The following is a 14,371-nucleotide window of genomic DNA, read 5'->3' as shown; positions in this document are numbered from 1 at the left end:
TGAGTGGCTTCTTGGTTCATTCCTCCCTCTATTGAGGGCAAGTCCCCAAGCTCATCCCCGTAGTCCCTACGGTGTCATAATCCAATTAGATTCTGATCTATGAGAGCGAATTTTTTGATATTGATAGCGGCATTAATGTCTCTATCGTGTTTGGTTTTACAGTCTGGACAAATCCATTCTCTGTCTTTTAGCTGAAGCTCTTTATTGTGGTATCCACACACACTACATAGCTTAGAAGAGGGTTCAAATTGTCCTATTCTCAGGACGGTTTTTCCAAACCATTGAGCCTTATATTCCAACTTTGTTACAAAACTACTCCACGCAGAATCACTTATAGCCTGTGCTAAGTGATGATTCTTAACCATGCCTTTAACATTTAAAGTTTCCAGAGCTACAGCTTGGTTTTCGCTAACAAGTCTAAAAGAGAGTTTGTTCTGGAAGTCATTTCTCTGATTTGTTATTTTGTCATGGAGTACAGCAAGTCTTCGTTTAGCTTTTGCCCTGTTCTTAGAGCCTTTCTGTTTCCTTGAGACTCTTTTCTGTAATACTTTGAGCCTTTTAAGAGAGTTTTTCAAGTACTTTGGATTCTCAACCTTTTCTCCTGTTGAAAGGACAGCAAAGTCTTTGATACCTACATCAATTCCTACTGTTGTTGATTCTGTGAAAGCTTCCTTTACTGGAAGTTCTTTTCCATCTTCAACAAGGATACTGATGTAGTAATGTCCTTTACATGTCCTTGATACCGTAGCCGTTTTAGGCTCTCCTTCAAACTTCCTGTGAAGAACTGCTTTAATTGGTTCTATTTTTGGAAGCTTGATAGTATTATTTTCAAAGTTTACAGTGTAGTGTTGAGGTACAGGGAAAGACTGTATCGGATTCTTTTTTGATTTGAACTTTGGAAACCCTGTTTTCTCTCTAAAGAATCTAGTGAAAGCGGATTCAACCTGCTTAGTCATCCCCTGTAATGATTGAGAGTTAACTTCTCCTAACCACTCATTAGAAGCCTTTAGAGTAGGAATTAATTTGTTTAAGTCAAATCTGGAAATTGATTCCCCTGTCTGCTCATAAGTTTTAATTTTCTGGTCAAGTGCCCAATTATAGACAAATCTACAGCTACCTATATGCTGATTCAATTGAATAGCTTGTGTAGTTGTAGGATAGAGTCTAAATTTGAACGCTTGCATCATACAAAGGCATAATATGCTTTAACAACATATACATATTTTGGTAAATACGAAGTATGAAACACGGAATCATAGCAAATTTTTGTTAATGTATCATGTTATTTTTGTTTGCAAATACCGAAAAGTCATACTTGAACCAATTAGCGAAGAACTCAAACAGATTAGGATTGACATTTCAAAAGAGTCTAACTTTGAAATCCTTGAAATGGAAACTGACAAAGACCATATTCATTTCTTGATCAAGAGTGAGCCGAAAGTTAGCGTTTTGTCAATTGTCAGAAAATTGAAACAAGAATATACTAACAGGTTATGGAAAACTCAAAAAGAATATATGAAAAAGTATTATTGGGGTGAGAATACGTTATGGAGTGATGGTTATTTTGCGTCTACTATCGGAAATGTGAGTAAAGAGGCGGCAGAATATTACATACGGAATCAGGGTTGAAGTTGACGCTTATATCCCCTGAGCTAAAGACTCAGGGGTTTTACGCTTCTTCATATAAATCGTTCCTGTCACGCTCGACGCAGGAGAATGGTCTTACAAAAAGCGTGATTTTGAAGAGCCGCCAGCCAAGCTGGGGAGGACACATTACGGCTCTTCGTTGTTTTGTGTGGCTATTTCTCATAAAAACCAACGCGGTCTTGAAGTGAAAATCGTCTTATCCATAGAGAATGACAAAGAGCCATAATTACCTTTGATTTGAAAAACGGTTTTCGGGACCAAAAGAAGTGTTCCGATACTTGCAAACCTTCGGCATAGTAACGTCCTTTTTGTTTAAACTGCAGGGCAGGGTCAGCCGCTCTGCGCGGAAATGAATTGTCAGCAGTTAATTCTTCAGTCCGGCTCCCTGCAAAAATAACAGACTGACTCGCAGCCCACCAGAAAGCTTCATCCGGTCCTTGAAATTAGTCCACTCTTTTAACTCTCGTCATCATCCAAAACCTTTTTATAACAAGTATGGTATTAATCATTGTTGTACATAAATATACACCAGTGATACCATATGCACGATTCAATCCTTCACATCCTCAACACAACAAAAACCAGGGTCCAGGATCTTGGAGCCGACGTCCATAACGAAGACCCGCAGCCACAATTCCTGAAAAGGGACTTTATTGCCGCTGTAGCAGCTGTAAAGGCAGATGGCCGGATGCCGGTAATCGCGGAAGTCAAGCCTGCATCTCCTGGAAAGTGTTTCAGGGATATATCCCCGTCAGCGGCTGCTGAGCTTGCATGGGAGATGGAAGAAGCCGGAGCTGTTGCAATTTCCGTCCTTACTGAGCCAGGGATTTTCCGGGGTTCACTTGAAAATCTGAACGCGGTCAGGAGAACAGTCTGTTTACCGGTTCTGAGGAAGGACTTCATTATTGACAGGTTGCAGCTTGAAGAAGCGAGAAGCGACCTTATACTCCTGATCGCAGGCATCCTGGGACAGGAGCTCGACGGCTTTGTTGATCTTGCTCTTGAGAAGGGCTTTGAGCCACTGGTTGAAATTCACAACAGGGAAGAGCTTGAACTTGCGCTGGAAACCGACACAAAGCTCATCGGGATTAATAACCGGAACTTTGATACACTTAAAATTGACCTGGCTACCACAGAAGAGCTTTTACCCCTCATCAGGGAATACGACCTGGACCACGGGACCAGCCATATCATCATAAGCGAAAGCGGGATGAACCGTCCTGGAGATATCAGGCGCGTGATGCAAGCCGGGGCAGATGCTGTGCTGATAGGGTCTGCACTTATGGAAAGTGACTCCGTTTTTGAGAAAACTAAAGAATTCGTCCAGAGCGTTTGCTGGCGTGAATAACTGCTTTTCTTTGACTTATCGGAACTTTTAGCCTGTGGAAATAAGGTTGAAAAATCCGCTTTCATTTCAAAACTAAGACTATAATTCGGTTTCATAACATCACAGATCACGAGATCAGGAATTACAAAATCAGGAATTAAGAAATCAGGAATTAAAAAATCAGGAATTAAGAAATCAGGAATTAAGAAATCAGGAATAACAAAATCAGAAATCACGATACAAGGGAGTAATCAAATTGACAGGAACTAAAGTTTCAGAATTTCAGCTAAAAGGAAAGTACGGAAAATTCGGAGGGCAGTACGTACCCGAAGTCCTCATGCCGGCTCTGGAAGAGCTGGAGGCAGGGTATGAGAAGTACAGAAACGACCCCAAGTTCCTTTCAGAGCTTGACCACTACCTCAGGGACTTTGGGGGCAGGGAGACTCCTCTTTACCTTGCCCGGAACCTGAGCAAGAAATACGGAACAAAGATCTACCTCAAGCGAGAAGACCTGGTGCACGGGGGTGCCCACAAGCTCAACAACGCTATCGGGCAGGCCCTGCTTGCAAAGTTTATGGGAAAGACCAGGCTGATAGCTGAAACCGGTGCCGGGCAGCATGGGACTGCAACGGCCATGGTGGGAGCGACTCTCGGGTTTGAGACTATCGTCTACATGGGGGCAAAAGACATTAAACGCCAGCAGATGAACGCATACAGAATGGAACTCATGGGGACGGAGGTAAAAGCCGTGGAGACTGGCTCAAAGACCCTCAAAGACGCAATCAACGAGGCAATGCGAGACTGGGTCACCAACATAGGAAACACTCACTATTTGATCGGGTCGGTGGTCGGGCCTCATCCCTACCCTATGATCGTAAGGGACTTCCAGAACGTGATCGGGCGCGAGATAAAGGAGCAAGCGATGGAAAAAGAAGGCAGGCTGCCTGATTCTATCATCGCCTGTGCAGGCGGCGGGAGCAATGCTATGGGGAGTTTCCATCCCTTTATCGAAGACAGGGAGGTAAAGCTGATTGCCGTAGAAGCCGGGGGAAAAGCCCTGAAGTGTACGGAAAAAACAGCCCTTCACTCAGCTTCCCTCTGCGCCGGAGAAGAAGGAATCCTGCACGGAGCCCGGACAAAGGTGCTGCAGGACAAAAACGGGCAGATCCTTGAGTCCGAATCCATTTCTGCAGGGCTTGACTACTCAGGAGTAGGCCCGGAACTGGCTTACCTTTCGGAGAACGGCAGGGTTACAGCCCGCTATGTAACAGATGACGAGGCGCTTGAAGCTTTTAATGAACTGAGCCGGCTTGAAGGAATCATTCCTGCCCTTGAATCCTCCCATGCTCTTGCTTACCTTAAAAAAGCTGCCGAATCCGGGGAACTTGGAGAGTTTGTGGTTCTAAACCTCTCAGGAAGAGGGGACAAAGATCTGGAAACCGTCCTGAGCCTGAAGAGGGGGATCTGAAATGAGAACTGAAATGAAAACAGAAACGAGAGCCGAACTCAGAAGACAAAAAATTTCAGAAAAATTCGGCGAACTCAGGGAGAAAAAAGAAGGTGCCCTGATCGGCTATGTGATGGCAGGAGACCCCTCTGCAGAGGCAACATCAGGCGTTGTAAAAGCCCTGACAAACGGGGGTGCAGATATAATTGAACTCGGTTTTCCGTTTTCAGACCCTGTGGCTGACGGGCCAACTATCCAGGCAGCAGGACAGAGGGCACTTGCAGCCGGAATGGATATTGAACGTTACTTCGAGCTTGTCAGAGCCCTTGAGGTTGAAGTCCCTCTTGTGTGCATGACCTATTACAACCCGGTTTTCAGGTACGGAGTGGAAAAATTCGTAGAGCATGCCGCAGAAGCCGGAATAAACGGACTGATAATCCCCGATATCCCGGTAGAAGAAGCAGCTGACCTGAAGAACAGCTGTGAGAAACAGGGGCTTGACCTGATCTTTCTGGTCGCACCTACAACGACCGACACAAGAATCCGGAAGATCCTGGAGAGAGGTTCGGGCTTCATCTACCTGGTTTCAAGGCTCGGGGTTACGGGAACCAGAGCGGATGTTTCAGGTTCCACAAAAGAACTGCTTGCCAGGGTAAAAACCGACATTCCGAAAGCCGTGGGGTTCGGGATATCATCTGGAAAGCAGGCTGCAGAAGTCATAAAAGCCGGAGCAGATGCTGTAATTGTCGGCTCGGCTTTTGTACGGATTATCGAAGAAGGAAATGCCGTAAACGAAAAGCTGGAAGCCCTTGCAAGGGAACTCAAATTCGGCATACTTGAAGCAAATTAAAACAGGAAATTTCAGAGGGGATAAAAGAATGCAGGGAATAAAAGGAATGCAAGGAATGAAAGAATATATTAAAAAACTGGGAGAAGGCTGTGATCTAAGTTCGGAAGAAGCCGAAGCCGCACTGGGCGAGATTCTGAGCACAGCCGGAGATGGGGAGATAGGGGCATTTCTGCTTGCCCTCAAGGCAAAAGGAGAAAAACCCGAAGAAATCACAGGCTTTGTAAAAGGAATGAAGAAAGTCGCCAATATGATCCAGCCGGACGTTCCTTTCAGGCTTGTGGATGTCGTTGGGACAGGAGGAGACGGGCTTAACACAATCAATGTTTCAACAGCAGCTGCAATTGTTACTGCAGCAGCCGGAGTCCCTGTAGCCAAACATGGAAACAGGGCCGCCACCTCAATGACCGGGAGTTCTGACGTGCTTGAAGCCCTGGGGATCAAAGTGGATCTTGCCCCTGAAATGGTTAGGAGGGTAATAGAAGATATAGGCATAGGGTTCATGTTTGCCCCGGTTTTTCACCCTGCCATGAAGCGAGTTGCAGGGGTCAGGAAAAAGCTCGGGGTAAGGACGGTTTTCAATATCCTCGGGCCCCTGACCAACCCGGCAGGAGCGAAAGGGCAGGTCGTAGGGGTCTTTGATAAAAGCCTCTGTGAGCCAATAGCTTATGCTCTTGCTGAGCTCGGGATCGAACATGCGCTTGTGGTTAACGGGGACGGGATGGATGAAATCTCAAATGTGAGCGAAACCTATGTTGCTGAATTAAAGGATGGAAAAGTTTCCACATACACTATAACTCCGGAGTCTATGGGCATGCTGCGGGCAAAACCCGAAGACATAAAAGGAGGCACTCCGAAAGAAAATGCCTGTGACCTCCTCTGTATCTTTAAGGGCCAGAAAGGGCCAAAAAGGGACCTTGTTATCTTAAACGCAGCTGCAGCCCTGTATGTAAGCGGGATAGTGAGCTCAATCCGGCAGGCAATTCCCATTGCCGAAGATGCGATTGACAGCGGGAAAGTTATGGTTAAGTTCAACCAGTTCCGGAATTTCACTGTCGAACTTTCCAGGCAGGACGAAAAAGAGGGCTCTTGCTCGGAAGGAACGTTTCTTGCCTCTTCCAATACATCCTTGTTAAGCCCGGCTTCCGGGGAAAAGGCATGAAAACAAGGCCAAAAACCAGGGTGAAAATATGCGGGATCCACAGCCCCGAAGATATGGAACTTGCAGGTCTCTACGGAGCCGATGCCGTTGGTTTTATCACGGAAGTCCCTGTGGAAAGCCCTAGAAAACTCGATTCAGATACCGCTGCCGCCCTTATCGCAAAAGTCCCGAAATACCTTGACTCGGTAATGGTCATAATGCCTGAAACCTCTGCCTGCGCCCTGGAGCTTATCGAGAAAGTAAGGCCGGATATAGTACAGATCCACTCCAATCTTCCCCTTATCGAACTTGAAGTCATAAGGGAAAAAGCAGACATCCCTATAATAAAAACCCTTTCCGTGCCTGCCGGAAGGGGAGCTTCCAAACTCCAGAATTTTGTAAAACGGCTTCTTGAAGAGGTCCACGAGCTGGAAGAAAGCGGAGCTGTGGACAGTGTGCTTCTGGACTCAGGGGTTGCCGGAAAAACCGGCGGTACAGGCTGTATACATGATTGGGACCTCAGCCGGAGAATTGCAGAAGAAACAGAATTTCCCCTGATCCTTGCCGGTGGGCTTAAACCCGAAAATGTGCAGGAAGCCATCAGGGCAGTTTCCCCCTATGCTGTGGACACGGCTTCAGGGGTAGAGACCTATGGAAAAAAAGATGCTGTGAAAATCAGGACGTTTATTGAAGAAGTGAGGTGTGCCGATGCTTTCCTTTGATCTTGGAAAAAAAGAATTTCTGGAGCTTGTCTCCGGGCTTGAAAAGCCGGGTCTTGTCCAGCTCTTTGCAAAAGTTGAAGCTGGAGGTTCCTCTGCCTTCTCTCCCCTCAAACTTTACAGGGCCCTGAGAGATTCAGGGACAACAGGCTACTCCTTCCTGTTGGAGTCCGTAGAAAAGCAGGAAAGCAGGGCAAGATACTCCTTTGTTGGAAACGACCCCGATGCCGTGCTGAAAATAAGTGACCGAAAAGTTTCCCTTGAACTCCTGAACCAAAAAGCTTCTCCTCTTTTTGAAGCAATCTGTGCAAAGATGAAGGAAGTCTGCGGCCCGGAAACCGTAGAAAAGGAAAATGAATCTAAGATAAATGAAGGTTCTAAGAAAAATAAATGTTCGGAAAAATTAACGGCTGCAATTCCAGAGGGAAAAGATGTTTTTGATGCCCTTCGCCTGGCTTTTCTTCCGGCAAACGGGATAGAACTTCTCAATTCCAGACGTTTTGATAGGCAGACTTTCCTGGGTGGGGCTATCGGCTATACAGCATACGATGCGATCTATGACAGCTGGTTAGGGGTCAAAAAAAATTTTGAGTCAGACATCCCCGACCTTCAATACCTTCTCGTTTCGAAAAGTTTTGTCTTCGACCACCTGACTGAAGTGGTCTACATAGTTATCACCCCCTTCGTAATCCCGGGTTCGGATGCAGGAAAAATATACGATGAAGCATTTTCAGAGGCAGAAAAACTCTACTCTATAATTCAGAAAGTTGACCTATCGGAAGATGCAGTAGATGCAGTAAAGGCATCAGCAGAAGGAGCAATTGTATCAGGAGCAGCAGTTTCGAGCCCGTCTACAACATCAGGTTCAAATATACAGGTCTGTAGTGTTGACAGGTCGGGATTTGAGGAATCCGTACTCCAGGCAAAGGAGCATATTTTTGCAGGGGATGTTTTCCAGATAGTCCTTTCCAGAAAATGTGAGTTCATAATGGACCAGTCTCCTTTCAAACTTTATATGCAGCTCCGAGCAATAAACCCGAGCCCTTACATGTATATATTCGAGTTCGGGGACCTGGCAATTGTAGGGGCAAGCCCTGAAACCCTGCTTACCGTACACAAACGCACTGTTATAATAAACCCCATTGCAGGCACCTGCCCGAGGGGAAAGTCCGGAGCTGAAGACGAAGCCCTGGCTTCACATATGCTCAACGACGAAAAGGAAAGGGCGGAACATGTAATGCTCGTTGACCTCGGGCGAAACGATGTCCGGATGGTTTCGGAAAGCGGCTCAGTAAAGGTTTCCGGCTTCATGAAAGTCCTGAAATATTCTCATGTCCAGCACATAGAAAGCACGGTTTCAGGAACTCTCAGGCCCGAATGCGACCAGTTCGATGCCTTCAGGGCGGTTTTTCCAGCCGGGACCCTTTCAGGGGCTCCGAAAATCCGGGCAATGGAAATTATTTCCGAACTTGAAACAGCTCCGAGAGGAATCTACGGCGGCGGGGTAGGGTACTACAGCTGGAACGGAGACGCTGATTTTGCAATTGTGATCCGGACCCTGCTTATACAGGGAAAAAAGGCTTCAGTGCAGGCAGGGGCAGGGATTGTTGCGGATTCCGATCCTGCATATGAGTTCAGGGAAACCGAGCGGAAAATGGCAGCAATGCTCGTGGCTATTGGCGGAGAAATCCGGGTTGAAAAATGAATCCTGAGAATAGAAAATCAGATAAAAACCTAAGGAAACGGGAATCAACGAATGAATGGAAGATTACTATGGGGATGAGACCTGTGGAAAAAAATTTAAAACAAACTAATTCGGGAAAAATAGATTTAGAGAAAAGGCTTTCGGGAGAAAAAATAAGTAGAAAGATGAATCCGGAAGAAACGGTCGCAAGAGGTGCTTTCAGATGAAAATCATTTTCATAAACAATAAGGATTCCTTTGTATGGAACCTTGTGGACTATATTTCATACTTTGAAAAAGATACCCAGGTCCTTCCCAACACGGTTACTCTGGAAGAGTTAAGGGAAATAAAGCCTGATGCACTTGTAATTTCACCCGGACCCGGAAATCCGTCTGACCCGAAAGACATTGGAAACTGCCTGGAGATCATCAGGGAAATGGGCAGGGAAATCCCTCTTATGGGAGTCTGTCTGGGGCACCAGGCAATCAATGTAGCCTTCGGAGGGCCTGTCAGGAGATGTAAAGTGGGACCGGTACACGGAAAAAGTTCCAGGATCCAGCATACGGAATCTCCGCTCTTTACAACGCTTAAAGAGCAGTTCGAAGCCGGACGCTACCACTCCCTGGAGATTGGGGAACCGGCTCCCGGAATAAAAATAACTGCACGAGCAGAAGACGGAACCATCATGGCAGTCGAGCACGCAGAATACCCTATCTATGGCCTGCAATTCCACCCCGAGTCCGTGCTTACTCCAGAAGGATTAAAAATAATAGAAAGATTTCTGGAAATTTCGAGAAACTTTAAAAAAAGACAGCCGGCTGTTTAAAACAGCCAGAAACTTTATTCTGCTTTTCAGGCAGCATGGATTATTATTTTTCTTTTTCTGAAGTCCCGGTTTCAGGCTCTTCTTCAGCCTCTTCTTCGAAGAATTCCTCTTCTGTGAATTCCTCATTGGGCCTGTTGTCCTCATAGCCTGCTGGCTGAAGATTCTGCATGTCTGAAAATTCGCTTAGTGTCTGGGAAATAAGTTTAGGGTACATTACAACCTGCTCCCTGGTAACGAACCCATTATCTTCAGAAGCTTTTATAATTCCCTCCCTGGCAGTTTTTGCTGCATTGCTCAGATCTTGGAGTTGTTTTTTGTCTGCAAGGTAGCCAATTTCTTCCAGAGACATGGTTGTCCAGAGAGTTACAACCTCCATCTTTTTTGCAACGGCACCTTTCCCAATCATTTCAAGGGTCTTAACAGCACTTCCTGAAGTTTCAAGCATCTCCGCCTGAGCGGCTCCTTTTCCGATTTCCTGCACAGCCTTTGAGAAAGACCAGAGGGCGTTAGAGAAATCCTTTTCTATGGAAGGTTCCACAAGAGTGCCAATAACATCTACTGCATTGGATGCAACACTTTCAATCCGTTTCTGAACAGCTTTATTGCCGATATTCCGGAGGGAAATCGCAACCCTCTTTAAATCTGCCTCAAAATTTGAATCAGGCAACTCTATGTTGAGAAGTTCTTCCCCGAGTTCTCGGAGGTATTCAATATATTGGAGCGCATCGTATTCGTTCTGTTCCCTTAATGCCTTTTCTCCAGATTCTCCAAGTTCAATAGCTTTTTGTTGGTTCACTGAGAACATGTTTAAACCCCGTTATCAAATCCTGTAAAAAATACTGGTTTTGAGAATTTATTATTTATATAGGAATACTCTGATATTAGTCTTCCTATATTTGTGGAAATTTCTAGGGAGTTTTCAGGCTTTTGTTAAAAAAAGAGAGATATGTAACCCAAAAATAAAACAAAATATATTATAAAGTTATAATAAAAATACAACCCCTACAAACTGAGAATAAAAATACAACCCCTACAAACTGAGCAGGTAAAAATAGCCGAGAATTTTAAAAAAAGATAAAATTAACAATTAGAACACAGAACTTCTATAAAACCCTGGAACGAAATGAGAAAATCGGGTACCTTTCAAAAAGATCAAAATGAAAGGATACCTTTAAACGGAAAAGAATGAAATCAAAACGTCAACTACCCGCTAAATCCAAAGATTTAACGGGTTTCCTGCTGAGGATTTATGAAAGAACTCCAGAACCACCTTAAAGCAAAAACCCTGATCCTGACCCATGGAGACTCTGATGGGATATGTTCGGGAGCAATTGCAAAAAGTGCCTACCCGGAAGCATATGTTTACTTTACAAGTCCGGTCAGCCTTCTCGATAAGTTAGATTTCATTGAGGAAGTTGAGAATATTATAATCTGCGATATGGCAATCGAGGAAAGGCACTACTCTGAACTCCACTCAACACTTGAGAAATTCGCGGAGGAATGTAACCTCTATTACATAGACCACCATCCTCTTCCGGAAAAGTGGAAAAAAGAAGCCTGGTTTTATCACGATACGAGTGTATGTGCCTCCGAGCTGACCTACAGGGTCTTTGAAAATCTCCTGAACCAGGAAATGCGGAGGGTAGCAATCTACGGGGCTATAGGTGATTTCTGTGACAATACACCCTGTGTAAAGAGCTGGGTCAGAGACTGGGACAAAAGAAGCCTCTATTTCCAGGCTGGAACCCTGATCCAGGCAATACTCCAGAAAGGAAAAGAATACGATTTTAAAAGAACCCTGCTTGAACCCCTATCAAATGATGTTATTCCTTCAAATATCCCTGGTCTACTCGAGCTTGCCAGGGAAGCTGCAATTAATGAAGAGAAAATCCGGCTTTTTGTGAAAGAACATGTGGAAGTCCTGAAAAACAGCGCGTATATTGTAAATACGAATAACTCCATTTCAAAAGCAGCGATCTATGCAGCTTCCTACGGACATAGAGATGTGGGAATTGCAGCCGAGTACCGTGAGAGAAAAGGCGTATACGATCTTAGCATACGTTCCCGTGGAAAGGTGGATATAAATCGTATCCTGCGCTCGATTGCACCTAAGTTTGGAGGAAGCGGCGGCGGGCACCCTGTTGCAGCAGGAGCGCGTATCCCCGAAGATTCGCTGGCGGGTTTCCTCCGGGCTTTTGATGCCAGACTCGGGGAAGCAAGTGAGGTAAAATAAAATGGAAACCAGCAAGACTGCAGCTGAATGCGGCATAAATATTGAGATTATCTTTGTAGGGCGCTCAAACGTGGGCAAGTCCTCTCTTCTCAGGGAACTCTTCGGGGCAAAAGTAAGGGTTGGAAGACGCCCGGGTGTTACCCTGCGTCCCAGACACGCCCAGGAATCGGACCTTCTTGTCACGGATATGCCAGGCTTCGGCTTCATGAGCGGAGTGAAAGACCGGAAGCAGGATATTGTAAAAGACCAGACAGTACGCTATCTCGAAAAGAATGCAGAACGGATCAAACTCGGGGTCCTTGTAATAGACGCCCCGACTTTCCCTGAAGTAGTCGACCGCTGGGATTCAAGGAATCAAATTCCTATAGACGTTGAAATGTTTGATTTCATGAGGGAAATCGGTATTGACACAATCGTTGCTGCAAACAAGATGGACAAAGTAAAAGCAGCCGAGTATGCCCCTCTCCTTGACGAGGTTTCAGTTCGCCTCGGACTTGAGCCTCCATGGCAGAACTGGAAGCATATCATTGCTCCAATAAGTGCAAAAAAAGATGATTTGAAGGCCTTAAAGGGACTTCTCCGGGATAGGCTGCACGAAATGAAAAGAGACGACCTGTTCAAGTATATTTAATCCATCCTTAAACAGGTACATCATTTTTACTTTTTTTACCCTTTTTATCAGTTTTTTAACTCAGCAATTTTTGCTCCTCGAACTCATCTTTAAACATTTAGCGGAAGCATGGCTTTCTGAATAAACCTTTATGGTAGAGATAAGCCTTTTAAAGCCTTTTCAGCTGCTGGCTGTAGACGCGCCTGATTCGCTGGATTGTATCTGCTTCTTCGGGGTCTTTATCGTCCCGGATGCGGATGAAGCGGGGAAAACGCAGTGCAAAGCCTGAGTCGTAGTTGGGGCTTTTCTGGATTTCCTCAAAGGCAATTTCCAGAACAACTTTCGGTCTTATGGCAAATACTCCTCCGGTTTCCCCTCCTTCCATTAACCCGGAGAGCATCTCTGTGAGTTCTTTTAACTGCTCATCAGTAAGCCCTGTACCAACCTTGCCGACCTGCATGAAGCGAGAGGTTTCGGGGTCATAGCAGGCAACTGAATACGAGCCTATCAGGTTTGCCCTGCGCCCAAAACCCCATTCTGCCCCCACGACCACAAGGTCAAGGGTTTCCATAAGGGGTTTTTTCTTCAGCCAGTTTTTACCCCGCTTGCCGGGGGAATATAACGAGTTAGGATTTTTGACCATGACGCCTTCGTGCCCGGCTCTTAAGGCTTCCCTGTAGATCTTCTCCACAACCTCGAGGTCTCCGGTTATCACCTGCTCGTCCACGCAAATGGATTTTGAGTTCTCAACTGAGCTCTCCACACAGGACTCAAGCGCTTTTCGCCGCTCAACAAGAGGAAAATCAATCAGGGTTTTGCCGTTCAGGTACATGATGTCAAAGAGGTTGAGCTGGATAGGAATTCCGAGCATTTTTTCTTCAACATCGTACTTGCGCCGGAAACGCTTAAGGATCTCCTGAAAGGCTTTTGGCCTTCCATTTTCGTCTACTGCAACGGCTTCTCCGTCAAGGATTGCGGACTCAGCCTTTACATGTTTCCGGACTATTTCGACAAGGTCAGGGAGGGAATTTGTGACGTTTTCAAGCTTGCGTGAAAAAAGAGTGACAGAATTTCCGCTCTTGTGGATCTGGACTCTTGCCCCGTCGAATTTCCACTCAATTGCAGCTTCTTTCATATCCCTGATATCGGCATCTATATCAGGGCTGATCTGCGAAAGCATCATTTTTATGGGGCGGTTAATTTCTATCCCGAGACTCTTGAGGGATTCTATCCCGCCTTTCTTGGCAGCTGCCGCCACTATCCCGAGATCATTTGTAACCATGAAGGAATGTTCCACCACCTCTGCAGGGACGGAAAAAGCTTTAGCAATGGCATCCCTGACAACTCCCTCTCCTACGCCTATGCGGAGTTCTTCAAGAGCAAGCCTGGAAATGTATTTTGCCTCCCTCGGGGTTGATGAAGTAAATAGAAACTGAAGGTTTCTGACCTTAACTTCCTGTGATCCTTTTCCCGAAGCTTCTGAAGCCGTCTTGAAACGCTGGTAAACCTCAGTTATTGAAAGCTCTGGCTGCTCTTCGAGGAAAGAAGAAAATGTCACCTGATTTTTTCTTTTTTCCTTTAAAATAAGGAGTGCTGTATCCCCGATGTCTCCAGTGGTCCGTATAAGAGATTCTATACTTTGTATAGACATGCCTGAGGCTTTGGAAAGGGAAACATAAAGCAAACTTGTCCCAATCCCGAGCTGCTCTCCACTCCAGGCAGGAAAAACCTCACTCATGATAAAGTGAGTTGCAAGAGGAAGCTCTTCGACATCAACCTTTTTGAGAAGGTCAGCAACCTTATTTGTAGTTTCTATAGTGCTCGATATCTTTTCAATCGCCTGGCAGGTTTCTGCAAATTCCCTGAAGCTTGTCATGGTCCACGCAGCTT

The 14,371-nt window shown here is 45.6% G+C and carries 15 protein-coding genes; 11 read left to right on the top strand and 4 right to left on the bottom strand.

The genetic code is table 11. The features are described from left to right. Window positions 1–74 precede the first annotated feature (74 nt). Window positions 75–1,187: an IS200/IS605 family element RNA-guided endonuclease TnpB gene (gene tnpB, locus MSWH1_RS07840; RefSeq protein ID WP_048127540.1), complete on the bottom strand. Its 1,113-nt coding sequence runs from the start codon at window positions 1,185–1,187 to the stop codon at window positions 75–77. A 28-nt stretch (window positions 1,188–1,215) separates the two neighbouring features. Here tnpB and tnpA point away from each other — a divergent pair, with 28 nt between their 5' ends. Next, window positions 1,216–1,629 (top strand): IS200/IS605 family transposase, encoded by a 414-nt coding sequence (tnpA, locus tag MSWH1_RS07835; RefSeq protein ID WP_156148105.1) that lies wholly within the window; start codon window positions 1,216–1,218, stop codon window positions 1,627–1,629. A 40-nt stretch (window positions 1,630–1,669) separates the two neighbouring features. On the opposite strand, the gene MSWH1_RS18960 is transcribed toward tnpA, so the two are convergent. Continuing rightward, entirely contained in the window at window positions 1,670–1,810 is a 141-nt protein-coding gene (locus tag MSWH1_RS18960; RefSeq protein ID WP_156148104.1) for a hypothetical protein, read from the bottom strand. 378 nt (window positions 1,811–2,188) lie between these two features. Between MSWH1_RS18960 and MSWH1_RS07830 the strand changes: the two genes are divergently transcribed. The 8 genes from MSWH1_RS07830 to MSWH1_RS07795 all read left to right on the top strand — a co-directional run bounded on the left by MSWH1_RS07830 (window position 2,189) and on the right by MSWH1_RS07795 (window position 9,638). After that, window positions 2,189–2,995: an indole-3-glycerol-phosphate synthase gene (locus MSWH1_RS07830; RefSeq protein ID WP_048127537.1), complete on the top strand. Its 807-nt coding sequence runs from the start codon at window positions 2,189–2,191 to the stop codon at window positions 2,993–2,995. A 235-nt stretch (window positions 2,996–3,230) separates the two neighbouring features. Beyond that, window positions 3,231–4,442: a tryptophan synthase subunit beta gene (gene trpB, locus MSWH1_RS07825; RefSeq protein WP_048127534.1), complete on the top strand. Its 1,212-nt coding sequence runs from the start codon at window positions 3,231–3,233 to the stop codon at window positions 4,440–4,442. Between the two features lie 13 nt (window positions 4,443–4,455). Then, complete coding sequence (trpA, locus tag MSWH1_RS07820) at window positions 4,456–5,271, top strand: tryptophan synthase subunit alpha (RefSeq protein ID WP_048130310.1); 816 nt, start codon at window positions 4,456–4,458, stop codon at window positions 5,269–5,271. 46 nt (window positions 5,272–5,317) lie between these two features. Further along, window positions 5,318–6,430: an anthranilate phosphoribosyltransferase gene (gene trpD, locus MSWH1_RS07815; protein ID WP_052722800.1), complete on the top strand. Its 1,113-nt coding sequence runs from the start codon at window positions 5,318–5,320 to the stop codon at window positions 6,428–6,430. Next, a complete protein-coding gene (locus tag MSWH1_RS07810) occupies window positions 6,427–7,131 on the top strand; it encodes a phosphoribosylanthranilate isomerase (protein ID WP_048127531.1) in 705 nt (234 codons plus the stop codon). The genes trpD and MSWH1_RS07810 overlap by 4 nt, the downstream gene beginning before the upstream one ends. After that, window positions 7,118–8,833, top strand: a complete 1,716-nt coding sequence (gene trpE, locus MSWH1_RS07805) for an anthranilate synthase component I (RefSeq protein ID WP_048127529.1) — start codon at window positions 7,118–7,120, stop codon at window positions 8,831–8,833. Before MSWH1_RS07810 ends, trpE begins: the two co-directional genes overlap by 14 nt. After that, window positions 8,830–9,039 carry a hypothetical protein gene (locus MSWH1_RS07800; protein ID WP_048127527.1) on the top strand — a complete coding sequence of 70 codons (210 nt, stop codon included), beginning with the start codon at window positions 8,830–8,832 and terminating at the stop codon, window positions 9,037–9,039. Before trpE ends, MSWH1_RS07800 begins: the two co-directional genes overlap by 4 nt. Continuing rightward, window positions 9,036–9,638, top strand: a complete 603-nt coding sequence (locus tag MSWH1_RS07795) for an aminodeoxychorismate/anthranilate synthase component II (RefSeq protein WP_048127525.1) — start codon at window positions 9,036–9,038, stop codon at window positions 9,636–9,638. Before MSWH1_RS07800 ends, MSWH1_RS07795 begins: the two co-directional genes overlap by 4 nt. 43 nt (window positions 9,639–9,681) lie before the next feature. Here the strand turns inward: MSWH1_RS07795 and MSWH1_RS07790 are convergent, their stop codons facing one another. Further along, window positions 9,682–10,443, bottom strand: a complete 762-nt coding sequence (locus MSWH1_RS07790) for a hypothetical protein (protein WP_048127523.1) — start codon at window positions 10,441–10,443, stop codon at window positions 9,682–9,684. A gap of 444 nt (window positions 10,444–10,887) precedes the next feature. Between MSWH1_RS07790 and MSWH1_RS07785 the strand changes: the two genes are divergently transcribed. Continuing rightward, the gene (locus tag MSWH1_RS07785) at window positions 10,888–11,871 is read left to right on the top strand and encodes a DHH family phosphoesterase (RefSeq protein ID WP_048127521.1); all 984 of its coding nucleotides are present in this window, start codon (window positions 10,888–10,890) and stop codon (window positions 11,869–11,871) included. 1 nt (window position 11,872) lies between these two features. After that, the gene (engB, locus tag MSWH1_RS07780) at window positions 11,873–12,502 is read left to right on the top strand and encodes a GTP-binding protein EngB (RefSeq protein WP_048127519.1); all 630 of its coding nucleotides are present in this window, start codon (window positions 11,873–11,875) and stop codon (window positions 12,500–12,502) included. 148 nt (window positions 12,503–12,650) lie between these two features. Here the strand turns inward: engB and MSWH1_RS07775 are convergent, their stop codons facing one another. Further along, window positions 12,651–14,357 (bottom strand): ATP-dependent DNA ligase, encoded by a 1,707-nt coding sequence (locus MSWH1_RS07775; protein WP_048127517.1) that lies wholly within the window; start codon window positions 14,355–14,357, stop codon window positions 12,651–12,653. Window positions 14,358–14,371: the final 14 nt, after the last annotated feature.

It is taken from the genome of Methanosarcina sp. WH1 (assembly GCF_000970005.1).
GTDB lineage: Archaea > Halobacteriota > Methanosarcinia > Methanosarcinales > Methanosarcinaceae > Methanosarcina.
The sequence above is the reverse complement of the archived record's forward strand: the minus strand, read 5'-3'. Positions and strand labels throughout refer to the sequence as shown.